The 25,217-nt window shown below is 62.2% G+C and carries 18 protein-coding genes; 16 read left to right on the forward strand and 2 right to left on the reverse strand.

Annotated elements, in window-relative coordinates; genetic code table 11:
- Positions 1-266 precede the first annotated feature (266 nt).
- The 16 genes from QCBJ_RS06000 (at position 267) to QCBJ_RS06075 (ending at position 22,861) form a co-directional block, all read left to right on the forward strand.
- Entirely contained in the window at positions 267-2,096 is a 1,830-nt protein-coding gene (locus QCBJ_RS06000) for an extracellular solute-binding protein (protein WP_102060307.1), read from the forward strand.
- Positions 2,093-3,931, forward strand: coding sequence for an extracellular solute-binding protein (locus QCBJ_RS06005; RefSeq protein ID WP_093545295.1), 1,839 nt, complete (start codon positions 2,093-2,095; stop codon positions 3,929-3,931). The genes QCBJ_RS06000 and QCBJ_RS06005 overlap by 4 nt, the downstream gene beginning before the upstream one ends.
- Positions 3,932-5,008, forward strand: coding sequence for a microcin C ABC transporter permease YejB (locus QCBJ_RS06010; RefSeq protein WP_012723836.1), 1,077 nt, complete (start codon positions 3,932-3,934; stop codon positions 5,006-5,008).
- A 1-nt stretch (position 5,009) separates the two neighbouring features.
- Positions 5,010-6,029: an ABC transporter permease gene (locus tag QCBJ_RS06015; RefSeq protein WP_012723835.1), complete on the forward strand. Its 1,020-nt coding sequence runs from the start codon at positions 5,010-5,012 to the stop codon at positions 6,027-6,029.
- A 1-nt stretch (position 6,030) separates the two neighbouring features.
- Positions 6,031-7,644, forward strand: coding sequence for an ABC transporter ATP-binding protein (locus QCBJ_RS06020; RefSeq protein ID WP_012723834.1), 1,614 nt, complete (start codon positions 6,031-6,033; stop codon positions 7,642-7,644).
- A 342-nt stretch (positions 7,645-7,986) separates the two neighbouring features.
- A complete protein-coding gene (locus QCBJ_RS06025) occupies positions 7,987-8,268 on the forward strand; it encodes a peptidylprolyl isomerase (protein WP_010210937.1) in 282 nt (93 codons plus the stop codon).
- Between the two features lie 130 nt (positions 8,269-8,398).
- Positions 8,399-10,258 carry an extracellular solute-binding protein gene (locus tag QCBJ_RS06030; RefSeq protein ID WP_012723833.1) on the forward strand — a complete coding sequence of 620 codons (1,860 nt, stop codon included), beginning with the start codon at positions 8,399-8,401 and terminating at the stop codon, positions 10,256-10,258.
- Positions 10,258-11,319, forward strand: coding sequence for a microcin C ABC transporter permease YejB (locus QCBJ_RS06035; RefSeq protein WP_012723832.1), 1,062 nt, complete (start codon positions 10,258-10,260; stop codon positions 11,317-11,319). Before QCBJ_RS06030 ends, QCBJ_RS06035 begins: the two co-directional genes overlap by 1 nt.
- Entirely contained in the window at positions 11,319-12,341 is a 1,023-nt protein-coding gene (locus QCBJ_RS06040) for an ABC transporter permease (RefSeq protein ID WP_177410644.1), read from the forward strand. The genes QCBJ_RS06035 and QCBJ_RS06040 overlap by 1 nt, the downstream gene beginning before the upstream one ends.
- 11 nt (positions 12,342-12,352) lie before the next feature.
- Entirely contained in the window at positions 12,353-13,924 is a 1,572-nt protein-coding gene (locus QCBJ_RS06045; protein ID WP_012723830.1) for an ABC transporter ATP-binding protein, read from the forward strand.
- 59 nt (positions 13,925-13,983) lie between these two features.
- Positions 13,984-15,384, forward strand: coding sequence for a sigma-54-dependent Fis family transcriptional regulator (locus QCBJ_RS06050; RefSeq protein ID WP_102060309.1), 1,401 nt, complete (start codon positions 13,984-13,986; stop codon positions 15,382-15,384).
- A gap of 295 nt (positions 15,385-15,679) precedes the next feature.
- Complete coding sequence (locus tag QCBJ_RS06055) at positions 15,680-17,071, forward strand: GntP family permease (RefSeq protein WP_046034062.1); 1,392 nt, start codon at positions 15,680-15,682, stop codon at positions 17,069-17,071.
- 7 nt (positions 17,072-17,078) lie between these two features.
- On the forward strand, positions 17,079-17,852 hold the full coding sequence (locus QCBJ_RS06060) for a 3-hydroxybutyrate dehydrogenase (protein WP_046034061.1): 774 nt from the start codon (positions 17,079-17,081) through the stop codon (positions 17,850-17,852).
- Positions 17,853-17,952: 100 nt separating this feature from the next.
- Complete coding sequence (locus tag QCBJ_RS06065; RefSeq protein WP_102060310.1) at positions 17,953-19,911, forward strand: acetoacetate--CoA ligase; 1,959 nt, start codon at positions 17,953-17,955, stop codon at positions 19,909-19,911.
- Positions 19,912-20,046: 135 nt separating this feature from the next.
- Positions 20,047-22,542 carry a PAS domain-containing sensor histidine kinase gene (locus QCBJ_RS06070; RefSeq protein WP_012723825.1) on the forward strand — a complete coding sequence of 832 codons (2,496 nt, stop codon included), beginning with the start codon at positions 20,047-20,049 and terminating at the stop codon, positions 22,540-22,542.
- A 43-nt stretch (positions 22,543-22,585) separates the two neighbouring features.
- Positions 22,586-22,861 (forward strand): peptidylprolyl isomerase, encoded by a 276-nt coding sequence (locus QCBJ_RS06075; RefSeq protein WP_003174397.1) that lies wholly within the window; start codon positions 22,586-22,588, stop codon positions 22,859-22,861.
- Positions 22,862-22,981: 120 nt separating this feature from the next.
- On the opposite strand, the gene QCBJ_RS06080 is transcribed toward QCBJ_RS06075, so the two are convergent.
- Both QCBJ_RS06080 and QCBJ_RS06085 read right to left on the reverse strand, forming a co-directional pair.
- Positions 22,982-23,890, reverse strand: coding sequence for a sugar kinase (locus QCBJ_RS06080; protein ID WP_102060311.1), 909 nt, complete (start codon positions 23,888-23,890; stop codon positions 22,982-22,984).
- A gap of 117 nt (positions 23,891-24,007) precedes the next feature.
- Complete coding sequence (locus tag QCBJ_RS06085) at positions 24,008-25,216, reverse strand: amino acid deaminase (protein WP_093545283.1); 1,209 nt, start codon at positions 25,214-25,216, stop codon at positions 24,008-24,010.
- Between the last annotated feature and the right edge of the window lies 1 nt (position 25,217).

A 25,217-nucleotide genomic window follows, 5' to 3' on the forward strand; every position in this document is an offset into this window, starting at 1 on the left:
TGCTGTGTTGAACGGGCTTCTGTGGTGAGCGGGCTTGCCCCGCGCTGGGCTGCGAAGCAGCCCCAATGGCTACACGCATTCCTCCAGACAAAACTCACCGCCTGGTTCCAGGGCTGCTCCGCAGCCCAGCGCGGGGCAAGCCCGCTCACCACAACAAGCCCGCTCCCACATAGGTTTATCGCCGATTTCAAGATGCTTTTTCCAACCGGAACAAGCTGTTACTGTACCGATCATAAAGCCCAAGCCGCCTGGATCGGATCTCTGACTTGAAGCGTCCCCTCCTTCTACTAATAAGTCTGGCCTTGAGCTTTGGTGCGAACGCGACGATTACCGAGAGCCACGGTTATACGCAGTTCGGCAGCCTCAAGTACCCGGCCAAATTCACCCACTTCGATTGGGTAAACCCTGCAGCGCCGAAAGGCGGGACATTGCGGGTCATGGCATTTGGTACCTTCGATACCCTCAATCCCTATACCTTCAAGGGCTCAAGCCCGGTTTCCACGCCCAATTTCCTGCAATACGGCGTGAATGAGCTGAATGAGCCATTGATGGTCGGCACGGGCCTTTATGCGCCGTCCGGCGATGAACCCACCTCCAGTTATGGGCTGATCGCGCAGTCGGTAGAGTACAGCGAGGACCGCAGTTGGGTGGTGTTCAACCTGCGCCCCCAGGCGCGCTTCCACGATGGCAAGCCAATCACCGCCTACGATGTGGCGTTTTCCTATCGCACGCTGCTGACCGAAGGCCACCCGCAATACCGCACCAACCTGCAGGAAGTGGCACGGGTGGATATCCTCAATCGTCACCGCATCCGCTTTGTGTTCAAGCGCGCCGGCAACCCGTTGCTGATCCTGCGCCTGGGCGAATTGCCGGTATTGCCCCAGCACTATTGGAAGAACCGCGACTTCAAGGCCACCACCTTCGAACCGCCGCTGGGCAGCGGGCCATACCGCATCACCAAGGTTAGCCCGGGGCGGCAACTGGTGTTCGAACGGGTCAAGGACTACTGGGGCAAGGACCTGCCGGTCAACCAGGGTTTCTATAACTACGACAAGGTCGAAGTGGAGTTCTACCGCGACAGCGACGTGGCCTTCGAAGCCTTCAAGGCCGGCGAGTTCGATATCTATATCGAGCACCAGGCCAAGAACTGGGCCAACGGCTACACCTTCCCGGCAGTGAACCGGGGTGATGTGATCAAGGCGCAGATCGCCCACCAGATCCCGACCCAAAGCCAAGGCCTGTTCATGAACACCCGGCGGCCGACCTTCAGCCAGACCAAGGTGCGCGAAGCCCTGGGGCTGATGTTCGACTTCGAATGGACCAACCGCACCCTGTTCAGCAGCGCCTATAAACGCACCTTGAGCTACTACCCCAACAGCGAGTTCGCCGCGACCGGCGTGCCCACCGGGCATGAATGGCTGATGCTCTCGCCGTACCGCGAGCAGTTGCCGGCCAACCTGTTTACCCAGCCGTTCAGCCTGCCCCAGACCGACGGCCGCGGCATCCCCCGCGAGACCCTGCGCCACGCCCTGGCGTTGCTCGGCGAGGCCGGTTGGAAACTGTCAGGCCAACGGCTGCTGAACAAGGACGGCCAACCCCTTCGCTTCGAGATCCTGCTGGTCAACCCGAACCTGGAGCGCATCCTGCAGCCCTACGTCGAGAACCTGATCAGCATCGGCATCGACGCACGCCTGCGGACCGTCGACCGCGCCCAGTACAAGCAGCGCCTGGATCAATTCGACTTCGACATGATCCTGATCACCCTCAACCAGACCTTGAGCCCCGGCCTTGAGCAGTGGCAGTACTTCCACTCCAGCCAGGCCGCGATCAAGGGCAGCAAGAACTACGCAGGCATCGCCAACCCGATTGTCGATCACCTGCTGGAACAACTGCTGGCCGCCAAGACCCGCGAGGAGCAACTGGCCGCCGGCCGTGCCCTGGACCGCGTGCTGCTGTGGCAGCACTACAGCATTCCCAACTGGTACCTCAACTATCATCGCTTGGCGTACCGCAACCGGTTCGCCTTTGTCACCACGCCGCCCTACAGCCTGGGCCTGAGCGCGTGGTGGCTGAAAGCTTCGGAGAAAGCCCAATGATGTATTTGCGTACTGCCCTGCTCGGCAGCCTGCTGCTGTGCACCGTGGCCCAAGCCGCCCCGCAACATGCGTTGACGCTGTACAACGAACCGCCGAAATACCCCGCCGACTTCAAGCACTTCGACTACGTCAACCCGGACGCCCCCAAGGGCGGCACGTTCCGCGAGTCGGCCATGGGCGGCTTCGACAGCCTCAACCCCTACATCAGCAAAGGTGTGCCGGCCGATAACCTGAGCCTGATCTACGACACCCTGGCCATGCAAAGCCTGGACGAGCCCATCACCGAATACGGCCTGGTCGCCGGCAAGATCGAAAAAGCCCCGGATAACAGCTGGGTGCGGTTCTACCTGCGCCCCGAAGCACGCTTCCATGATGGCCACCCGATCCGTGCCGAAGACGTGGTGTTCACCTTCCAGGAACTGATCAAGGAAGGCTCGCCGATCTATCGCACGTATTACGCCGACGTCGACGAAGTGGTCGCCGAAGACCCGCTGAAGGTGCTGTTCAAGTTCAAGCGCACCAATAACCGCGAATTGCCGCTGATCCTCGGGCAACTGCCGGTACTGCCCAAACATTGGTGGGCGACCCGCGACTTCGCCAAGGGCAACCTGGAAGTGCCGCTGGGCAGCGGGCCGTACAAGGTGGCCGAGGTCAAGGCTGGGCGCATGATCCGCTATGAGCGAGTCAAGGATTACTGGGCCAAGGACCTGCCAGTCACCCAAGGTTTCTACAATTTCGATAACCGCATCACCGACTACTACCGCGACAGCACCGTGTCGCTGGAGGCGCTGAAGGCCGGGCAGTTCGATTACTGGCTGGAATTCAGCGCGAAAAACTGGGCCAATGCCTACAACATCCCGGCAGTGACTGAGGGCCGCTTGATCAAGGAAGAAATCCCCAACGGCAACCCCACCGGGATGCAGGGCTTTGTGTTCAATACGCGCAAGCCGATGTTCCAGGACGTGCGCGTGCGCAAGGCCATCAGCCTGTTGCTGGATTTCGAGTGGAGCAACAAGCAGCTGTTCAATGGGGCCTATACCCGCACCCGCAGTTATTTCGAAAACTCGGAAATGGCCGCCACCGGCCTGCCCGGCCCGGACGAGCTGGCGATTCTCGAACCGCTGCGCGACAAGATCCCGCCCGAAGTCTTCACCCAGGCCTTCGAACCCTCCAAGACCGATGGCAGCGGCATGATCCGCAACCAACAGCGCGAGGCGTACCAGTTGCTGCAGGACGCCGGCTGGCGGATCGTCGATGACAAGATGGTCGACACCACCGGCAAGCCGGTGAAAATCGAATTCCTGCTGGCCCAGACTGAGTTCGAACGCATCCTGTTGCCGTTCAAGCGCAACCTGGCCGACCTGGGCATCGACTTGGTGATCCGGCGAGTGGACGTCTCGCAATTCGTCAACCGGATCCGCTCGCGGGATTTCGACATGCTGGTGGGCAGCTTCCCCCAGTCCACCTCACCGGGCAATGAACAACGGGAATTCTGGAAATCCTCCAGCGCCGACAAACCGGGCAGCCGCAATTACATGGGACTCAAGGATCCAGCCGTCGACCAACTGGTAGAAGAACTGATCGATGCACACTCGCGAAAAAGCCTGGTGGCCCACGCCAAGGCGCTGGATCGCGTACTGCAATTTGGCTACTACGTGATCCCCAACTGGCACATCAAGACCTACCGCGTGGCGTATTGGAATCACCTCGGGCACCCCAAGGTCCCGCCGCGCTACGACGTCGGCACCGCGACCTGGTGGGCCAAACCCAACGTCAAACCGGCTATTCCTTTAGACACAAGCACCAACGCCGATCCGGCGAGCGGAGGCGATTAAATGCTGGCCTATATCTTTCGCCGCCTGTTGCTGATCATCCCGACGCTGTTCGGGATCCTGCTGATCAACTTCGTCATCATCCAGGCCGCCCCCGGTGGCCCCGTGGAGCAGATGATCGCCAAGCTCGAAGGCTTTGAGGGCGCCACCAGCCGCATTGCCGGCGGCGGGGCCGAAGTGTCGGTGGCCGGCTCCAGCAGTTACCGTGGCGCCCAGGGCCTGGACCCGACGCTGATCAAGGAAATCGAAAAGATGTACGGTTTCGACAAATCGGCGCCGGAACGCCTGTGGATCATGGTCAAGAACTACGCCCAGCTGGATTTTGGCGACAGCTTCTTCCGTGACGCCAAGGTCATCGACCTGATCAAGGAAAAGATGCCGGTGTCCATCTCCCTCGGGTTATGGAGCACGCTGATCATGTACCTGGTGTCGATCCCCCTGGGGATCGCCAAGGCCACCCGACATGGCAGCCATTTCGACGTGTGGACCAGTTCGGCAATCATCGTCGGTTATGCGATCCCGGCGTTCCTGTTTGCGATCCTGCTGATCGTGGTGTTTGCCGGCGGCAGTTATTTCGACTGGTTCCCCTTGCGCGGGCTGACGTCGAACAACTTCGACGAGTTGAGCTGGGGCGGCAAGGTCCTCGATTACTTCTGGCACCTGGCGCTGCCGATTACCGCGCTGGTGATCGGCAACTTCGCCACCATGACCCTGCTGACCAAGAACAGCTTTCTCGACGAGATCAACAAGCAGTACGTGATCACCGCCAAAGCCAAGGGCCTGACCAACCACCGTGTGCTGTACGGCCATGTGTTCCGCAACGCCATGCTGCTGGTGATCGCCGGTTTCCCCTCGGCGTTCATCGGCATCTTCTTCACCGGTTCATTGCTGGTGGAGGTGATTTTCTCCCTCGACGGCCTGGGCCTGATGAGCTTTGAAGCGGCGATCAACCGCGACTACCCGGTGGTGTTCGGCACGCTGTTCATCTTCACCCTGCTGGGGTTGATCGTGAAACTGATCGGCGACCTCACCTACACCCTGGTCGATCCACGTATCGACTTTGCCAGCCGGGAGCATTGAGATGAACCTGTCCCCCCTCAATCGCCGCCGGTTCGAGCGGTTCAAGGCCAACAAGCGCGGCTGGTGGTCGCTGTGGCTGTTCCTGATCCTGTTCGTGCTGAGCCTGGGCGCCGAGCTGATCGCCAACGACAAGCCGCTGGCCGTGCACTACGACGGCGGCTGGTATTTCCCGGCGCTCAAGCGCTACCCGGAGACCACCTTTGGCGGTGAATTCCCGCTGGAGGCCAACTACAAGAGCCCGTATATCCAGGAACTGCTCAAGGCCAAGGACGCCTGGACGTTGTGGGCACCGATCCCGTTCAGCTACCAGAGCATCAACTACGACCTCAAGGTGCCCGCACCGGCACCGCCCTCTTCGGTGAACTTGCTGGGCACCGATGACCAGGGCCGCGATGTGTTGGCGCGGGTGATCTACGGGTTCCGCGTGTCGGTGCTGTTTGCCCTGACCCTCACGGTGCTCAGCTCGATCATCGGCGTGATCGCCGGGGCCTTGCAGGGCTTCTATGGCGGCTGGGTCGACCTGGCCGGGCAGCGCTTCCTGGAAATCTGGTCTGGGTTGCCGGTGCTGTACCTGTTGATCATCCTCGCCAGTTTCGTGCAGCCCAACTTCTGGTGGCTGCTGGGGATCATGCTGCTGTTTTCCTGGATGAGCCTGGTGGACGTGGTGCGCGCCGAGTTCCTGCGCGGGCGCAACCTCGAATACGTGCGCGCGGCCAGGGCCTTGGGCATGCAGAACGGCGCGATCATGTTCCGCCACATCCTGCCCAACGCGATGGTCTCGACCATGACCTTCATGCCGTTCATCCTCACCGGCGCCATCGGCACGCTCACCGCCCTGGACTTCCTCGGCTTTGGCTTGCCGGCCGGCTCGCCGTCGTTGGGTGAGCTGGTGGCCCAGGGCAAATCCAACCTGCAAGCGCCGTGGCTGGGCATGAGTGCCTTTGCCGTGCTGGCGATCATGTTGAGTTTGCTGGTGTTTATCGGCGAGTCCGCTCGCGATGCCTTCGACCCGAGGAAATGAGATGAATCAGGACAATCTGATCGAAATCCGCGACCTCTCCGTCGAGTTCGTCACCGGCGACCATCACCAACGCGTGGTGAACAACGTCAGCTTCGACATCAAGCGCGGCGAAACCATCGCGCTGGTGGGCGAAAGCGGCTCGGGCAAATCGGTCACCGCCCACTCGATCCTGCGCCTGCTGCCCTACCCGCTGGCGCGGCATCCTTCCGGCACCATCAACTATGCCGGGCAGGACCTGCTGACACTGAAAGAAAAAACCATCCGGCATATTCGCGGCAACCGCATTGCGATGATCTTCCAGGAGCCGATGACCTCGCTGAACCCGCTGCACAACATCGAGAAACAGATCAACGAAGTGCTGGGCCTGCACAAGGGGCTCACCGGCAAGGTCGCCACCCAGCGCACCCTGGAGTTGCTGGAATTGGTGGGCATCCCCGAGCCGCACAAGCGCCTCAAGGCCCTGCCCCATGAACTCTCCGGCGGCCAGCGCCAGCGGGTGATGATCGCCATGGCGTTGGCCAATGAACCCGAACTGCTGATTGCCGATGAGCCGACCACGGCCCTCGACGTGACGGTGCAGTTGAAAATCCTCGAATTGCTCAAGGAGCTGCAGGCACGGCTAGGCATGGCGCTGCTGCTGATCAGCCATGACTTGAACCTGGTGCGGCGCATCGCCCATCGCGTGTGCGTGATGCAAAAAGGCTGCATCGTTGAACAGGCCGATTGCGAGACGCTGTTCCAGTCGCCCCAGCACCCCTACACCCAGGAACTTCTGGCGGCGGAACCCAGCGGCGGCCCGGCGACCAATGTGATTGGCCCGCCGTTGCTGGAAGTCGATGACCTGAAAGTGTGGTTTCCGATCAAGAAGGGCTTTTTGCGCACCACCGTCGATTACGTCAAGGCGGTGGACGGCATCAACTTCAGCCTGCCCCAGGGACAGACCCTGGGCATCGTCGGCGAAAGCGGCTCGGGCAAATCCACCCTGGGCCTGGCGATTCTGCGGTTGATCGGCAGCAAGGGCGGCATTCGTTTTGAAGGCCAGCAACTGGATCGGCTCACCCAGCAACAGGTGCGACCGTTGCGTCGGGAAATGCAGGTGGTCTTTCAGGACCCGTTTGGCAGCTTGAGCCCGCGGATGTGCGTCAGTGAGATCGTCGGCGAGGGGCTGCGCATCCACAAGATGGGTACGCCTGCCGAGCAGGAGGCGGCGATTATTGCGGCGCTCAAGGAAGTGGGGCTGGATCCGGAATCGCGGCACCGGTACCCGCATGAGTTCTCTGGCGGTCAGCGGCAGCGTATTGCCATTGCCCGGGCGTTGGTCCTCAAGCCACGCCTGATTCTGCTGGACGAGCCGACCTCGGCGCTGGATCGCACGGTGCAGCGGCAGGTGGTCGAGTTATTGCGCAGTTTGCAGGCTAAGTACAACTTGACCTATCTGTTTATCAGCCATGATTTGGCGGTGGTTAAGGCGTTGAGTCACCAGTTGATGGTGGTGAAGCATGGGCAGGTGGTGGAACAGGGGGATGCAGCGGGGATTTTTGCTGCGCCGCAGCATGGGTATACGCGGCAGTTGTTGGAGGCGGCGTTTTTGGTGCCTGCTGCTCGCGTTGATTGACGCAGTACCTATCCGTTAATGGGGGATGCCTGTCCGCCCTTACGGCGGGTCACTTTTGAAAAGAGCCGGGATACCGGCCCAGCCAAACGTATCGACGTGATGTAGGGAGATCAATCAGCTCTGCTTTTGATCTACACCGCGCCATGCCGAGCCTAGGCGAGGCAGCGAGTAGTGGGGCGAAGCGTTTTTGGCGCGCTTCCAAAAGTGCCCCGCTGTAAGAGCAGAACCCTAAGTAGCCGTTACCGAAGAATCGGATATGTACGCCAATCCCATGGAACTTTGCCAGGAAATAACCGCCTGAATCCGGTACGCTCACCCTTTTTACTCAAGGAGTTACTCCCCATGGCCAAAGCCACCGCCCGTCACATCCTCGTTTCCACTGAAGACAAGTGCAACGAACTCAAGGCCCAAATCGAAGGCGGCGCCGATTTCGCAGAAATCGCCAAAGCCAACTCCAGCTGCCCTTCCAGCCGCGACGGCGGCAACCTGGGTTCGTTCGGTCCAGGCCAGATGGTCAAGGAATTCGACACCGTCGTCTTCAGCGCCCCGGTCAACACCGTGCAAGGCCCGGTGAAAACCCAGTTCGGCTACCACCTGCTGGAAGTCACCAGCCGCCAGGACTGATCCTGCCTGTGCTGATGCTATAAACAACGGCCCGCCTTTTGGTGGGCCGTTGTGCATGTGATGACTGGCGACGCTGATGCCGTTAGCGTACAAATCCCTTTTCTTCTTCACACGGCGTTCAAGGCTGACAATGCGATTGGCTTTTTCCTACATGCTGAGCTCGACCCTGGCCCTGCTGCTGGCCAGTTCCGCCGTGATCGCGGCGCCCCAACCCTACCTGACGGTGTACGGCGAACCGGCCAAGTACCCCGCCGGCTTTACCCATTTCGACTACGCCAACCCCAACGCTCCCAAAGGCGGCAGCCTGCGCCGCTCGGCCATCGAGATTGGGCGCTTCGACCATGTGCTGCCGTATATCGACAAAGGCATCGGCGTGTCCCAGGTCGACGGCTGGCTCTACGCGCCCCTGGCCCAGCGCTCCCTCGACGAGCCCTACACGGTCTACGGCCTGGTCGCCGAGAAGATGGAACGCGCCGACGATGGCCTGTCGCTGCGCTTTTTCCTCAACCCCAAGGCACGCTTTGCCGACGGCAAGCCGATCACCGCCGAAGACGTGCGCTACAGCTTCGACCTGTTGATGACCCAAGGCAGCCTGCGCTTTCGCACCCTGTTCGCCGACGTCAAGCACGTCGAGGTCGAGGGCGAGCGTCAGGTACGCTTCGATTTCTCCAGCAATGAAAATCGCACCCTGCCCCTGGATATCGCCACCCTGCCCGTCTTCCCGGAGCACTGGTGGAAGACCCGCGACTTCGCCAATGGCGGCGGCTATGAAGCGCCTCTGGGCAGCGGCCCGTACAAGGTCAGCAAGATCGACTCCGGCAGCACCATCACCTTTACCCGCGACCCGAACTGGTGGGGCAAGGACTTGCCCGTCAGCCGTGGTCTGTACAACTTCGATCACTTGAGCCTGGAATATTTCGGCGACACCGAAGTGGCCCGCCAGGTACTGCGCGGCGGCGCCTATGATTTCAACCGCGAATTTTCCGCCACCGGCTATTCCATCGGTTACAACGGCCCGGCCCTGGATGACGGTCGCCTGCAACGCGCGCACCTGGCCAAGGAGATGCCGCAACCGGCCCAGGGTTATGTGTTCAACGTGCAAAAACCAGTCTTCAAGGACCGCCGCGTGCGCCAGGCCCTCGCGATGCTGTGGGACTTCGAATGGGCCAACCGGCAGATGATGCGCAATATGTATATCCGCCAACAAAGCTTCTTTTCCAATAGCCCGTTGGCGGCCAGCCAGCCGCCGACCCAAGAAGAACTGGCGATTCTTGAACCGTTGCGCGGCCAAGTGCCCGACGAGGTGTTCACCCAGGTGTTCAAGGCGCCGGTTACCGACGGCAGCGGCATGATCCGCGACAAACAGCTGCAGGCACTGGCCTTGTTGGAAGAGGCCGGCTGGAAACCGGACGGCGACAAGCTGGTTAACGCCGAGGGCGAGCCGCTGGAGTTTACCTTCCTCAATGCCCAATCTGGCCTCGAACGCCTGTTGCTGCCGTACAAACGCAACCTGGCGCAGATCGGTATCACCCTGAATATCCGCCGTATCGACGCCTCCCAATATGTGAACCGGGTGATGGCACGGGACTACGACATGATCGTCACCGGCTTCCCGGTCACCACCTCGCCGGGCATGGAGCTCTACAACTATTTCGGCTCGGCCGCCGCTTTTGACCCCGGCGCCAACAACTACATGGTGCTCAAGGACCCGGCCGTCGACAGCCTGATCAAGGGCCTGGTCAAGGCCGACACCCAGGCGCAGATGCTCACCTACGCCCACGCACTGGACCGCGTGCTGCAATGGAACTACCTGTGGATTCCCAATTACTACCCGCCCGGCACGTCCGCCGCGTGGTGGAACCGCTTCGGCCGCCCGGCCATCGAGGCGAAAAACGACGAAGCCCTGGAAACCTGGTGGGAAATCAGCCCCACGCCCCTGACCAACGAGCAAATGAAGGCTGAGCTGAACAAACGCGGAGGTGCACGCTGATGTTTGCCTATATCGTGCGGCGCCTGCTGCTGATCATCCCGACGCTGGTGATCATCCTGTTGGTGAATTTCGTGATCGTGCAGGCCGCTCCAGGCGGGCCGGTGGAACAAGCCATCGCCCACCTGCAAGGGATTGGCGGCGGTGGCGTCGGCGGTTCATCCGGCGAAAGCATCAGCGGCGGCTCCCGTGCCAGCCGTGGCCTGGACCCGAAGCTGATCGCCGACATCGAAAAACAGTACGGCTTCGACAAGCCCGCGCCGGAACGCCTGTGGCTGATGCTCAAGAGCTATGCGCAGTTGGACTTCGGCAACAGCTTCTTTCGCGGCAAGACCGTGATCGACCTGATCCTGGAAAAAATGCCGGTGACCATTTCCCTCGGCCTGTGGGCCACGCTGATCACCTACCTGGTGTCGATACCCCTGGGAATTCGCAAGGCGGTCCGCCATGGCAGCAGCTTCGACGTATGGAGCAGCACCGCGATTGTGATCGGCTATGCCATGCCTGCGTTCCTGTTCGCGATGTTCCTGATCGTGGTCTTTGCCGGCGGCACCTCGCTTAACTGGTTCCCGGTGCGCGGGCTGGTGTCGGAAAACTTCGAAGAGCTGAGCACCGTGGGCAAGATCGCCGACTATTTCTGGCACCTGGTCTTGCCGGTCACCTCGCTGGTCATCGGCGGGTTCGCCACGCTGACCATCCTGACCAAAAACTCGTTTCTGAATGAAATTACCCGCCAGTACGTGGTGACGGCGCGCGCCAAGGGCTTGAGCGAACGGCGCGTGCTGTACGGGCATGTGTTTCGCAACGCGATGTTGCTGGTGATCTCGGGCATTCCGCAGGCGTTTATTGCGGTGTTCTTTGCCGGCTCGCTGCTGATCGAGGTGATCTTCTCCCTCGACGGCCTTGGCCGCATGAGCTACGAGGCCGCGGTGTCCCGCGATTATCCGGTGGTGTTCGGTTCGCTGTTTATCTTTACGTTGTTCGGCCTCTTGATAAAACTCATCGGTGACCTCTGCTACACCCTGGTGGACCCGCGTATCGACTTCGCCGCGAGGAACGCCTGATGCTTAATCTGTCTCCCGTGGCGCGTCGGCGTTTCGAGCGGTTCAAGAAGAACCGTCGCGGCTGGTGGTCGCTGTGGCTGTTTATCGGCCTGTTTATCCTGACCCTCGGCGGCGAGTTGATCGCCAATGACAAGCCCTTGGTGCTGAGTTTCAAGAACGAGCTGTATTTCCCGGTGTTCAAGCGTTACACCGAGCAGCAGTTCGGCGGCCAGTTGCCGTTCCAGGCCGACTACCGCAGTGACTACGTGCAAAAACTGATAGAGCAGGACGGCGGCTGGATGCTGTTCCCACCGATCCCGTTCAGCGACGACACGCCCAACTACGAACTGACCCGCCCTGCCCCCAGCCCGCCCTCGGCGGTGAACTGGCTGGGCACCGATGACCAGTCGCGGGATGTGCTGGCGCGGGTGATCTTTGGCGCACGCGTATCGATTCTGTTTGCCTTGGCGCTCACCGCGATCAGCGCTGCCATCGGCATTGCCGCCGGTGCATTGCAGGGCTATTACGGCGGCTGGGTGGATTTGATCGGCCAGCGCGTGCTGGAGGTGTGGTCCGGGCTGCCGGTGCTGTACCTGCTGATCATCCTGTCGGGTTTTGTGGAGCCGAATTTCTGGTGGTTGCTGGGGATCATGGCGCTGTTTTCCTGGCTGGCCTTGGTGGACGTGGTGCGCGCCGAGTTCCTGCGCGGGCGCAACCTGGAATACGTCAAGGCCGCACGGGCCCTGGGCTTGGGCGACGGCAAGATCATTCGCCGGCATATCCTGCCCAACGCCATGACCGCTACGTTGAGCTACCTGCCGTTTATCCTGACCGGGGCGATTTCCACCTTGAGCGCCCTGGATTTCCTCGGTTTTGGCATGCCAGCGGGCAGCGCGTCGCTGGGTGAACTGATCGCCCAGGGCAAGCAGAACCTGCAAGCGCCGTGGCTGGGCCTCACGGCGTTCTTCACCTTGGCGCTGATCCTGTCGCTGCTGGTCTTTATCGGCGGGGCGTTGCGTGACGCCTTCGACCCCCGTTCATGAGTGCCTCCCCTATGAACCTGATCGAAATCCGCGACCTCAACGTCGCTTTCAGTGGCCAGACCGTGGTCCGCCACCTGAGCCTGGACGTTCGCCCCGGCGAGTGCCTGGCGCTGGTGGGTGAGTCGGGCTCGGGCAAGTCGGTGACGGCCCATTCGATCCTGCAACTGCTGCCGGAAGCGGGCACCGACACCACCGGCTCCATCACGTATCGCGGCCAGGAGTTGATCGGCGCCTCGGCCTCGACGTTGCAGAAACTGCGCGGTGACCGCATTGCGATGATCTTCCAGGAGCCGATGACCTCCCTGAACCCGCTGCACAGCATCGAAAAGCAGATCGGCGAAACCCTGCTGCTGCACAAGGGCTTGGGCGGCAAGGCGGCGCAGGCGCGCATCCTCGAATTGCTCGAGCTGGTGGGCATCCAGAAACCCCAGGAACGCCTCAAGGCTTATCCGCATCAATTGTCCGGCGGCCAACGCCAACGGGTGATGATCGCCATGGCCCTGGCCTGCGAGCCGGAGCTGTTGATCGCCGACGAACCTACCACCGCCCTGGATGTGACCGTGCAGCGCAAGATCCTGCTGCTGCTCAAATCCCTGCAACAACGCCTGGGCATGTCGCTGCTGCTGATCAGCCATGACCTCAACCTGGTGCGCAGCATCGCCCAGCGCGTGTGCGTCATGCGCGCCGGCGAGATCGTTGAGCAGGCCGACTGTGAGACCTTGTTCACCGCGCCGCAGCATCCTTACAGCCAACTGCTGCTGGATGCGGAGCCGGCCGGTGATGCGCTGTGCAGCGATGCGCGCGAGACGGTGTTGCAAGTGGATGACCTGACCGTGCAATTCCCCCTTGGCGGCGGATTGTTCCGCCGCAAGACCTACCTGCGTGCGGTGGACGGTATCAGCCTCAGCGTGCAGCGCGGCAAAACCCTGGGGATTGTCGGCGAGTCCGGCTCGGGCAAGTCCACGCTGGGCCAGGCGATCCTGCGTTTGCTCGACTCCACCGGCAGCATCCGTTTCCAAGGCGAAGCGCTCGACCCGTTGAATAACCAGCAAATGCGCCCTTGGCGTAAGCAGATGCAGGTGGTGTTCCAGGACCCCTACGGCAGCCTCAGTCCGCGCATGACCGTGGAACAGATCATCAGCGAAGGCCTGGACGTGCACGCGCCGTGCAGCCTGGCCGACCGCGATGCGCAGGTGATCCAGGTGCTCAAGGACGTCGGCCTCGACCCGGCCAGTCGCCACCGCTACCCGCATGAATTTTCCGGTGGGCAGCGTCAACGCATCGCCATCGCTCGCGCCCTGGTACTCAAGCCGGCGCTGATGCTGCTGGATGAACCGACCTCGGCCCTCGACCGCACCGTGCAGAAGCAAGTGGTGGCATTGCTGCGTGAGCTGCAGGAAAAATACGGCCTGACCTACCTGTTTATCAGCCATGACCTGGCCGTGGTGCGGGCCATGGCCCATGACATGATTGTGGTCAAGGACGGTAAGGTGGTGGAGCGCGGCGCCAGCCATGAGGTGTTCGATGCACCGCAACACCCGTACACCCAAGAGCTGCTGGCAGCGGCGCACATCCCCTTGTAAACACGCCCGCTCCCACAAGGATCGCGATTCCATGTCCAATTTGTGTTGGTGGCCTAAACATGAACATCACCGATAACCTCAAGGACTACCAACAGGTTCGTGGCCTGGCCATCCAGTCGCTGTTCGAGATCATCGAGCAGTCCAGCGAAGGCACGGTGATTGTCGACCGCGACGCCAATATCGTCTGGATGAACGAGCGCTACGCCAAGCGCTTCGGCCTGAAAAGCGCCGACGAAGCCATCGGCCAGCCATGCGAGCAGGTGATTTCCAATAGCCTGTTGCGCCAGGTGGTGCGCAATGACCAGCCGATCCTGCTGGATATCCAGGACACGCCCAAGGGGCCACTGGTGGTGATGCGCTTGCCGATCCACAACGAGGCCGGCGCGGTGATCGGCGCAATCGGGTTCGCCTTGTTTGATGAGCTGCGCAACCTGTCGCCGCTGATCGAGCGCTACCTGAGCATGCAGCAAGAGCTGGCCTCGACGCGCTCGCTGCTGCGTTCACGCCAGAGCAAGTACAACTTCGCGCATTTCATCGGCACCAGCGCTGCCAGCCTCGAGGTGAAACGCCGGGCGCGGCGCAGTGCGAGTGCCGAATCGCCGGTATTGCTGCTGGGCGAAACCGGCACCGGCAAGGAATTGCTGGCCCAGGCGATTCACGGTGCCTCCACGCGGGCGCACAAGGCCTTTGTCAGTATCAACAGCGCCGCGATTCCCGCTGACCTGCTGGAGGCCGAGTTCTTCGGCACCGCACCGGGCGCGTTTACCGGCGCCGACCGCAAGGGCCGTCCGGGCAAATTCCAGATTGCCCAGGGCGGCACCTTGTTCCTGGATGAAATCGGCGACATGCCGCTGCCGCTGCAAAGCAAACTGCTGCGGGTGCTGCAGGAAAAGGAATTCGAGCCGGTCGGCTCCAACGAGATGCTGCACAGCGATGTGCGCGTGATCGCGGCCACGTCCATGGACCTGGAAGCGGCGATCAAGCGCGGGGAGTTCCGCGCCGACCTGTATTACCGGCTGAATGTGCTGCCGATCCAGGTGCCGCCGTTGCGTGAACGGCTGGACGATATTCCGGCATTGAGCGAGGCGATCCTGGAGGAGCTGCGCAGCCAGCATGAACTGGACCACGCGGCGTTGGCCTTGCTGGCACAGCATGCGTGGCCGGGGAATATCCGTGAACTGCGCAATGTGCTGGAGCGGGCGGCGTTGCTGAGTGATGACCTGGTGCTGAATGCCGGTGAGATTCGTGCGGCGATTGGCACCTTCACCCCCGTGGAGCGTGGCAGTGCCGTGCCGGCGGTTGAGGGTGAGTCGTTCAGCGCAGCGCGGGAGCGGTTTGATCGGCAGGTGATTGGCGCGGCGTTGAGGGCGTGCGAGGGGAATGTGGTGGAAGCGGCCAAGCGGTTGGGGCTTGGGCGGTCGACGCTGTACAAGAAGATGGTGGCCCTGGGCATCGACTGATCTCTAAAAAGAGACACCATTATCAATATAGAGACTTTTCAATGTGTGAGGGGGCTTGCCCTCGATGGCAGTGTGTCAGTCAACTCACAAGCAACTGAAACACAGCCATCGGGGGCAAGCCCCCTCCCACATTGGCTCATCATTTGTCTCAATTTAGAGACAGTAGCTGAAACGGCACACCACCCACCAAAGATTATCTATATTTTTCAACCACTTAAATAATTGGCACACATCTCGCTATAGCCCTTAACCAAAGCCTCACCCCACAAAAATAACAATTCGATGGAGACACACCATGAGTGTGATCATTGCCCTGGCAGCCCTCGCGCTGCTGATGCTGGCTGCTTACCGTGGCTATAGCGTTATCCTGTTTGCCCCCATCGCCGCCCTCGGCGCTGTCCTGCTCACTGACCCTTCCGCCGTCGCCCCTGCGTTTACCGGGGTGTTCATGGAAAAGATGGTTGGCTTCATCAAACTCTACTTTCCGGTGTTCCTGCTTGGCGCGGTGTTCGGCAAGCTGATCGAGCTGTCGGGCTTTTCACGCTCGATCGTGGCGGCGGCGATCCGCTTGCTCGGCACGCGCCAGGCGATGCTGGTGATCGTGCTGGTCTGCGCCCTGCTCACCTACGGCGGCGTGTCGCTGTTCGTGGTGGTGTTTGCGGTGTACCCGTTCGCGGCGGAGATGTTCCGCCAGAGCAATATCCCCAAGCGCCTGATCCCGGCGACCATCGCCCTCGGCGCGTTCTCGTTCACCATGGACGCCCTGCCCGGCACGCCGCAGATCCAGAACATCATCCCCAGCACGTTCTTCAACACCACGGCCTGGGCCGCGCCCTGGCTGGGGTTGATCGGTACGATCTTCGTGTTCTGCGCCGGCATGCTGTACCTGGCGCGCCAGCGCAACAAGGCGCAACGTGCCGGTGAAGGTTATGGCACCGAGCTGCGCAACGAGCCGGAAACCGCCGAAAACCTCACCCTGCCCAACCCGTGGATCGCGCTGTCGCCGCTGATCCTGGTGGGCGTGATGAACCTGTTGTTCACCCACTGGATCCCGCAGTGGTACGGCAAGACCCACAGCCTCAGCTTGCCGGGGATGAGCACGCCGGTGACCACCGAAATCGCCAAGCTGACGGCGATCTGGGCGGTGCAGGCCGCACTGCTGGTGGGCATCGTCATGGTGCTGGTGTTTGGCTGGTCGGCGATCAAAAGCAAACTCGCCGAAGGCAGTAAAAGCGCGGTCAGCGGTGCGCTGCTGGCGGCGATGAACACCGCGTCGGAATACGGCTTTGGTGCGGTGATCGCCTCGCTGCCGGGCTTTCTGGTGCTGGCGGACTGGCTCAAGGGCATCCCCAACCCGCTGGTCAACGAGGCGATCACCGTGACCCTGCTGGCCGGTATCACCGGCTCTGCTTCCGGCGGTATGAGCATCGCCCTGGCGGCCATGTCCGAGAGCTTTATTTCGGCGGCCCATGCGGCCAATATCCCCCTTGAAGTGCTGCACCGCGTCGCGGCCATGGCCAGCGGCGGCATGGACACCCTGCCCCACAACGGCGCGGTGATCACGCTGCTGGCGGTCACCGGCCTGACCCACCGCGAAGCCTACAAGGACATTTTCGGCATCACGATCATCAAGACCCTCGCGGTGTTCGTGGTGATCGGTACTTTCTATGCCACCGGCATTGTGTGAGGTTTTCATGACGACATTGAACGGCAAGACCGCCCTGGTCACCGGTTCCACCAGCGGCATCGGCCTGGGCATCGCCCTGAGCCTGGCCAAGGCCGGCGCCAACCTGATCCTCAACGGCTTCGGCGATGCCAGTGCGGTCATCGCCCAGGTGCAGGCCTTCGGCGGCAAGGTCGGCCACCACCCGGCCGACGTCAGCGACCCGGCGCAGATCGCCGACATGATCGCTTACGCCGAGCGTGAGTTCGGCGGCGTGGACATCCTCGTCAACAACGCCGGCATCCAGCACGTGGCGGCGGTCGAAGACTTCCCCGCCGAGCGCTGGGATTCGATCATCGCGATCAACCTGTCGTCGGTGTTCCACAGCACGCGTTTGAGCCTGCCGGGGATGAAAGCCAAGGGCTGGGGGCGTATCGTCAACATCGCTTCGGTGCATGGCCAGGTCGGTTCGGTGGGCAAGGCAGCGTACGTGGCGGCCAAGCATGGCGTGATTGGCTTGACCAAAGTGGTCGGGCTGGAAACGGCCACCAGCAACGTCACCTGCAACGCGATTTGCCCGGGCTGGGTATTGACGCCGCTGGTGCAGAAACAGATCGATGATCGCGCCGCCAACGGCGTGGACCCGCAGCAGGCCCAGCATGATTTGCTCGCGGAGAAGCAGCCGTCGCTGGAGTTTGTAACGCCGCCGCAGTTGGGTGAACTGGTGCTCTTCCTGTGCAGCGAGGCCGGCAGTCAAGTGCGCGGCGCGGCGTGGAATATCGATGGAGGCTGGCTGGCCCAGTAACACCAGACACTGGAGTTCAAAATGTGGGAGGGGGCAAGCCCCCTCCCACATTTGAACTGTATTGTGTGGAAGACCTCGATAAGAACAAGAGACCTTGCTGATGTCCGACATTCTCTGGCAACCCTCCCCCGAACGCATCGCCAACACGCGGATGGACCAGTTCCGGCGCTTTATCAATGACCGCTACAGCGTGCAGCTCAGCGACTACCCGGCCCTGCACCAGTGGAGCATCGACCAGCGCCCGGACTTCTGGCGGGCGATCGTGGCGTTCTTCGACGTGCAGTTTCGCAGCCCGCCCAGCGCAGTGCTGATCGAAGACGCCGAGATGCCCAGCGCCCAGTGGTTTCCCGGCGCGACCCTGAACTTTGCCGAGCACCTGTTGCGCCGGCGCGATGATCACCCGGCCGTGGTGGCCATCAGCGAAGACGGCCAACGCGAGCAATTGACCTACGCCGAACTCGCCGCCCATGTCGCTGGCCTGCAAAAAAGCTTGCGGGCTGCCGGTGTCACTCAGGGCGACCGCGTCGCCGCGTGCATGCCCAACACCTGGCAAACCCTGGTGGGCATGCTTGCCACCACCAGCCTCGGGGCGATCTGGTCGTGTTCATCGCCGGACTTCGGCACCCAGGGTGTGATTGACCGATTCGGCCAGATCGAACCCAAGGTGCTAATCACCTGCGCGGGCTACCGCTATGCCGGTAAAGACATCGACCAGACCGCCAAGCTCAATGAAATCCTCGCGCGCCTGCCGTCCCTGGAGCAGTTGATCATTGTGCCGTACGCACGGCCCCAGGCACGGGTCGAGGACTATCAGACCCATGCCCGCGTCACGCGGTGGTCGGACTTCTACCGGCCTGGCGGCGAACCTGAGTTCGTCGCGGTGCCGTTCGATCATCCGCTTTATATTCTCTATTCCAGCGGCACCACCGGCGTGCCCAAGTGCATCATCCACGGCACCGGCGGCGTGCTGCTCACGCACCTCAAGGAACACGGCCTGCATGCGGACCTGTCCCGCGATGACTGCCTGTTCTACTACACCACCTGCGGCTGGATGATGTGGAACTGGCTGGTGTCGGTACTGGCCATCGGCGCCACGGCGGTGCTGTATGACGGCTCGCCGTTTCATCCGGGACCGGAGCGCCTGATTGACCTGATCGACGCGGAAAAGATCAGCGTGTTCGGCACCAGCCCCAAGTTTCTCGCCACGCTGGAAAAGGCCGGGTTGCAACCGCGCCTGAGCCATGACCTGGGCAGCCTCAAAGGGCTGATTTCGACCGGCTCGCCGCTGTCGCCGCAGAGCTACGACTACGTGTACCGCGAGATCAAGGGCGAGCTGTGCCTGTCATCCATGTCCGGTGGCACCGATATCGTTTCCTGCTTTGTGATCGGCAACCCAGTGTTGCCGGTGCGGCGCGGCGAAATGCAGTGCAAGAGCCTGGCAATGGCGATTGAAGTGTGGGACGACCAGGGCCAGCCGCTGGTCGGCGAAAAAGGCGAACTGGTGTGCACCCGGCACTTTCCGGCCATGCCCATCGGCTTGTGGAACGACCCGGAGCGCCAGAAGCTGCGCGCCTCGTATTTCAGCCAGTTCCCCGGTGTCTGGGCCCAGGGCGACTATGCCGAGCAACGCCCCAACGGCAGCCTGTTGATTCACGGGCGTTCCGACGCGGTGCTCAACCCCGGTGGCGTGCGCATCGGCACGGCAGAGATTTATCGCCAGGTGGAAAAAGTCCCGCAGGTGCAGGAGAGCCTGGCCATTGGCCAACGCTGGCAGGATGACGTACGGGTGGTGCTGTTCGTGCGCCTCAATGACGGTGTCGAGCTGGATGAAGCCCTTGAGCAGCAGATCCGCCAAGTGATCCGCGCCAACACCACACCCCGCCACGTACCGGCGAAGATCCTCGCTGTCACCGATATCCCCCGCACCATCAGCGGCAAGATCGTTGAACTGGCGGTGCGCAATGTGGTGCACGGCGAACCGGTGAAGAACACCGACGCCCTGGCCAACCCGCAAGCCCTGGAACAGTTTCGCGACCGGCCCGAACTGACTGAAAGGTGAAAGGTTTCAGCGCTGACGCACTCATTTGAAGACAATCCCCGAATGCATGCTATTTTTCGGGGGTAGTCACCCATTCCCGACTCACGGGATAATGGGTGTTGTCATCTTTCAAAGCGTTACGCTCAGGGTTTTTACATGAAGGCAACCTCCACCGGCAGCGAAGCCGCCGCAATGATTGCGCGGCTGGACTGGGCGCAAAGCCCCCTCGGTGAGGCCAATGAGTGGCCGCAAAGCCTGCGCACGGCCGTGGATATCGTCGTCCACTCGCCGATGCCGATGCTCCTGCTGTGGGGCGACCAACTGACGCAACTCTACAACGACGCCTTCGCCCAGTTGGCCGGCAACAAGCACCCCGACGCCATGGGCCAACCGGCGCACCAGACCTGGCCGGAGCTGGAAAGCTTTACCGCGCCGATCTACGATGCCGTGCTCAGTGGCCAGGTGCGTACCTTCAGCGAGCAGCGCTTCGTACTGCAACGCCATAATCGCGACACTGAGATCTGGCTGGACCTGACTTACAGCCCGATCCGCGACGAAAGCGGGTGTGTCGCCGGCATCCTGGTCACCGCCATCGAAACCAACGAACGCCGCAAGGCCCAGCACAACACCGAACAACGCTTGCAGCTTGCACTGGCGGCGACCGACGCGGTGGGCACCTGGGACTGGGATATCGGCGAGGACCACTTTATCGCCGACGCCCACTTCGCCTACCTGCACGGCGTCGACCCCAGCGAGGCTGGCAGGCTGCCGATCAGCGACTACCTGCAAGGCGTGCACCCCGAAGACCGGGGCATGGTGGCGCGCAGCATCAAGCATTGCATCACCTTCGGCACCGAGTACGCCGAAGAGTACCGCCTGTTGCAAGCCGACGGCCAGGTGCGCTGGGTGTTCGCCCGCGGACGTTGCTACAAGGATCACCAAGGCCGCCCGGCGCGCTTCCTCGGCGCCGCGCTGGACCTCACCGAGCGCAAACACACCGAGCAGGCGCTGCGCCAAAGCCAGACCGAGCTGCAACTGATCATCAACGCCATGCCGGTGCTGATCGGCTATGTCGACCATGAACAGCGTTTTCGCCTGAACAACAGTGCGTACCTGGAGTGGTACGGCATGACGCCCCAGGAGCTGTACGGCAAGACCATCCGCGAAGTGCTCGGTGACGAGGTGTATGCCGGGCGCGCGGACAAGATCGCCGCCGCGCTGAAGGGCAAGCCCTGCAGCTTCATGACCATCACACCGCACTGCGACGGGCGGCCACGCCATGCCTTGATGAAGTACCTGCCGCGCTTCAGCACTGACGGCTCGGTGAATGGTTTCTACATCTTTGTGATCGATGAGACCGAACGCAAACTCACCGAAGAAGCCCTGCGCCACCTTAACGAAAACCTTGAGGAACGGGTCGCCCAGCGCACCCAGGCACTGGCCGAGGCCAACCAACGCCTGCAAAACGAAATGTTCGAGCGCGAACGCGCCGAAGATGCCCTGCGCCATGCGCAGAAGATGGAAGCGGTGGGCCAGCTCACCGGCGGTATCGCCCACGACTTCAACAACATGCTCACCGGTATCATCGGCAGCCTGGACCTGATGCAGCGCTATATCGCCGCCGGGCGCAGCGATGACATCGGGCGCTTTACCGATGCCGCCGTGTCCTCGGCCCATCGTGCCGCCGCCCTGACCCACCGGTTACTGGCCTTCTCGCGGCGCCAGTCGTTGGACCTTCAACCGCTGAACCCGAACCAGTTGGTGGCCTCCCTGGAAGATTTATTCCGGCGGACCAAAGGTGCGCATATCACACTCAACGTGCAACTGGGCCACGACATCTGGCCGGTGAACACCGATGCCAGCCAACTGGAAAACGCCCTGCTCAACCTGGTGATCAACGCCCGTGACGCCATGCCCGATGGCGGCGAGATACTCATCGAAACCGCCAACAGCTACCTGGACGGCACCGACATCACCACCCTGGAACCGGTCAAGGCCGGCGACTACGTGATGCTCGGTGTGTGTGACAACGGTACCGGCATGGCGCCGAAAATCCTCGCCAAGGCGTTCGACCCCTTCTTCACCACCAAACCCATCGGCCAGGGCACCGGCCTGGGGCTGTCGATGATTTACGGGTTTGCCCAGCAGTCCGGTGGCCACGTGACGATTCAGAGTGAACCGGGCCAGGGCACCTGCGTGCGCCTGTACCTGCCGCGCCTGCACGGCACGTCGCTGGAAAGCAACCTGCCGCCTCACTCGGGCGAGGCGCCATTGGCGCTGGCGGGTGAGGCGGTCGTGGTGGTCGAGGACGACCCGGCGGTGCGCATGCTGGTGGTCAATGTACTCGATGAGCTGGGCTACACCGCACACCAGGCCGCCGATGCGCGTACCGCATTGCCGCTGTTGGAATCGGACTTGCGCGTGGACTTGCTGGTCACCGACGTCGGCCTGCCCGGCATGAACGGCCGACAACTGGCCGAGATCGCCCGCCAGCACCGGCCGGGCCTGCGCGTGCTGTTCATGACCGGTTACGCCGAGAAAGCCGCCGAGCGCCAGGGGTTCCTCGAGGACGGCATGGACATGGTCGCCAAGCCGTTTTCCATCGACCTGCTGGCGACCAAAATCCGCAGCATGATCAGCGTCGACCCATGAGTTCAGGCATAATCGCGCGCCGTCGCACACCTGGTAGAGATCAATGAAAGCCCAAGCCCGTCATATCCTGGTGAAAACCAGCGAAGAAGCCGAACAACTCAAGCAGCGTATCGCCAAGGGCGAGGCGTTTGATGTGCTGGCCAAGAAGTACTCCACCTGCCCGTCCGGCAAACGCGGCGGTGATTTGGGCGAAGTGCGGCCAGGGCAGATGGTGGGGGCGATTGATGCGGTGATCTTCAAGAAGCCGGTGAAGGTGGTTCACGGGCCGATCAAGAGCAAGTTTGGGTATCACTTGGTGCAGGTGTTTTACCGGGATTGAGGGGTTGGCGGCGGACCGCTATCGGGGGCAAGCCCCCTCCCACAAGTGACTGCATTCCTCCAGATGAAATGCGGTCAACTGTGGGAGGGGGCTTGCCCCCGATCCGCCGCAGGCGGCCATTCACCCCCTGGGAATCAGCGCCCCCGGCACCTGGATAACCCGGCTGGCCAACCGATGCCCGGCCAAAGCCGCCACCTCCGGAGTGCCGCCCTTAAACCGACTGGCCAGGTACGCCGCACTGAACGAATCCCCCGCCGCCGTCGTATCCACCACCTGTTCGACCTTGATCGCCGGCACCGCAAACCGCTCGCCTTTGCACCGGATCAGGCACGCATCCGCGCCACGTTTGAGCACCACTTCTTCAATCGCCGGGTACGCCGCGAACACTTGCTCACTGTCGGCGTAGCCAAACAACGCCCGCTCGTCATCCTCGGTCAGCAAGGCGATATCCACTTCTGCCAACACTGTGCGATACGCCGCGCGCGCCGCCTCGACACTGGCCCACAACCGCGGCCGGTAGTTGTTGTCGAACACCACCTTGCCGCCGCGCCGACGGGTTTCTATAAGGGTCTGCAGTAAACGCCCACGGCCAATTTCCCCCAGCACTGCCAGGGTGATGCCGCTGAAATACACCACGGCATAGTCCGGCAAGGCGGCCAGGATCGGTTCGGCGGCGGGCGTGGTGAAGCAGTCGCGTACGGCGGCTTCGTTGCGCCAGTAGAGGAATTTGCGCTCGCCGTTGGCGTCGGTCTGGATGCAGTACAAGCCTGGCAAACGTCCGGCCAGGCGCTGCACCATGCCCAGGCCGAGGCCTTCCTCCGTCCATTGCCGGCACATGGCATCGCTGAAACTGTCGTCGCCCAGGGCGGTGACGTAGTCGACGCTGCCGGTGTCGCCCAGTTCGCGACGCAGGTACACCGCGGTGTTCAGGGTGTCGCCGCCGAAGCTCTGGTGCAAGCTGCCGTCGGCGCGGTGTTGCAGTTCGATCATGCATTCGCCGATCAGGGCGATTCGGAGTTGGGTGTTCATAGTGATTGTCTCGGGCGTGGCTGATGGCCTCATCGGGGGCAAGCCCCCTCCCACCGTTTGATGTGTGAACCTATTCAATGGTGGGAGGGGGCATACCCGCGATAGGAACGGCGCGGTCTAGAAGCAGGTATGCAGAGACTCGATGACCTGCAACTGCTCATCCACCAGGCAGCCGACCTGCCACTTGTCAAAGGTCAGGCACGGGTGCGAAGTGCCGAACGAAATGATGTCGCCAATACGCAGTTCAACCCCAGGCGCTACGGTCATGAACGCGTGCTGGTCCATCACCGCCGTGACCTTGCACGCCCCCACGTCATCGCCTTGCGCCGGGAGAATCCCGGCCTTGTAGCGCTTGAGCGGCACCGGCAGGCCGGCATCGTAGGCAACGTCGCGCTTGCCCAGGGCGATCACCGCAAAGCCCGGCTCGGGCATCGATTGCACGTGGGCCCAGACCTCCAGGGCCGGGCGCAAGCCTTCGCTGAGGTCGCTGCGGCGGTCGAGCACGCAGCATTGCGCGTCTTTGTAGATGCCGTGGTCATGGGCCACGTAGCTGCCGGGGCGCAGCACGCTGAGGAAGCGACCCGCAGCGTTTTGCTCTTCGAACGACTCGGCGATCAGGTCATACCAGGCCGAACCCGAGGCCGTGATGATCGGCTTGGGCAAGTCGAAAGCGCCATTGTTCTGCAGGTCCACCGCCAGGCGCACCAGGCTGGCCGCGAAGTCGCGGATGCCGCTGATGGCGTGCTCGCCGTGGATCACACCTTCATAACCTTCGATACCGGTGAGGGCCAGGGACGGCTGCGCCTTGATCGACTTGGCCAAGTCGCGCACCTCCTGCTCGCTGCGGCACCCGCAACGGCCACCGACCACGCCGTATTCGATCATCACGTTCAGGCGCAAGCCACGGGCGGCAAAGAACAGGCCCAGGTCGGCAACGTTATCGGGGTGATCGACCATGCAGTGGAAGTCGAAATCCGGGTCGGCCAGCAGGTCGGCGATCAGCGCCATGTTCGGCGCGCCCACCAGTTGGTTGGCCATCAGCACACGGCGTACACCGCCGGCGTAGGCCGCGCGGGTCTGCACCGCGTTGGCCAGGGTGATGCCCCAGGCGCCTTGGGCGAGCTGGCGCTGGAACAGCGCCGGCATCATGCTGGTCTTGCCGTGGGGCGCGAGTTCCGCGCCGCTCTTGCTGACAAAGTCCTGCATCCAGCGGATGTTGTGTTCCAGGGCGTCGCGGTGCAGCACCAGGGCCGGCAGGCTGACATCGCGGACCAGGTGGGCACCGACGGCGGCGGCGCCTTTTTCAACAGCGTTGAGGGCAGACATG

Source organism: Pseudomonas sp. QC2 (assembly GCF_002859085.1).
In the GTDB taxonomy this organism is placed as follows: domain Bacteria; phylum Pseudomonadota; class Gammaproteobacteria; order Pseudomonadales; family Pseudomonadaceae; genus Aquipseudomonas; species Aquipseudomonas petroselini.

Bases quoted from the DNA above. Each gene is read 5' to 3' on its own strand.
- QCBJ_RS06010 (WP_012723836.1), top strand. From the start codon at position 3,932: ATGCTGGCCTATATCTTTCGCCGCCTGTTGCTGATCATCCCGACGCTG.
- QCBJ_RS06075 (WP_003174397.1), top strand. From the start codon at position 22,586: ATGAAAGCCCAAGCCCGTCATATCCTGGTGAAAACCAGCGAAGAAGCC.
- QCBJ_RS06060 (WP_046034061.1), top strand. From the start codon at position 17,079: ATGACGACATTGAACGGCAAGACCGCCCTGGTCACCGGTTCCACCAGC.
- QCBJ_RS06055 (WP_046034062.1), top strand. From the start codon at position 15,680: ATGAGTGTGATCATTGCCCTGGCAGCCCTCGCGCTGCTGATGCTGGCT.
- QCBJ_RS06015 (WP_012723835.1), top strand. From the start codon at position 5,010: ATGAACCTGTCCCCCCTCAATCGCCGCCGGTTCGAGCGGTTCAAGGCC.
- QCBJ_RS06005 (WP_093545295.1), top strand. From the start codon at position 2,093: ATGATGTATTTGCGTACTGCCCTGCTCGGCAGCCTGCTGCTGTGCACC.
- QCBJ_RS06040 (WP_177410644.1), top strand. From the start codon at position 11,319: ATGCTTAATCTGTCTCCCGTGGCGCGTCGGCGTTTCGAGCGGTTCAAG.
- QCBJ_RS06080 (WP_102060311.1), bottom strand. From the start codon at position 23,890: ATGAACACCCAACTCCGAATCGCCCTGATCGGCGAATGCATGATCGAA.
- QCBJ_RS06035 (WP_012723832.1), top strand. From the start codon at position 10,258: ATGTTTGCCTATATCGTGCGGCGCCTGCTGCTGATCATCCCGACGCTG.
- QCBJ_RS06065 (WP_102060310.1), top strand. From the start codon at position 17,953: ATGTCCGACATTCTCTGGCAACCCTCCCCCGAACGCATCGCCAACACG.
- QCBJ_RS06050 (WP_102060309.1), top strand. From the start codon at position 13,984: ATGAACATCACCGATAACCTCAAGGACTACCAACAGGTTCGTGGCCTG.
- QCBJ_RS06020 (WP_012723834.1), top strand. From the start codon at position 6,031: ATGAATCAGGACAATCTGATCGAAATCCGCGACCTCTCCGTCGAGTTC.
- QCBJ_RS06025 (WP_010210937.1), top strand. From the start codon at position 7,987: ATGGCCAAAGCCACCGCCCGTCACATCCTCGTTTCCACTGAAGACAAG.
- QCBJ_RS06070 (WP_012723825.1), top strand. From the start codon at position 20,047: ATGAAGGCAACCTCCACCGGCAGCGAAGCCGCCGCAATGATTGCGCGG.
- QCBJ_RS06045 (WP_012723830.1), top strand. From the start codon at position 12,353: ATGAACCTGATCGAAATCCGCGACCTCAACGTCGCTTTCAGTGGCCAG.
- QCBJ_RS06030 (WP_012723833.1), top strand. From the start codon at position 8,399: ATGCGATTGGCTTTTTCCTACATGCTGAGCTCGACCCTGGCCCTGCTG.
- QCBJ_RS06085 (WP_093545283.1), bottom strand. From the start codon at position 25,216: ATGTCTGCCCTCAACGCTGTTGAAAAAGGCGCCGCCGCCGTCGGTGCC.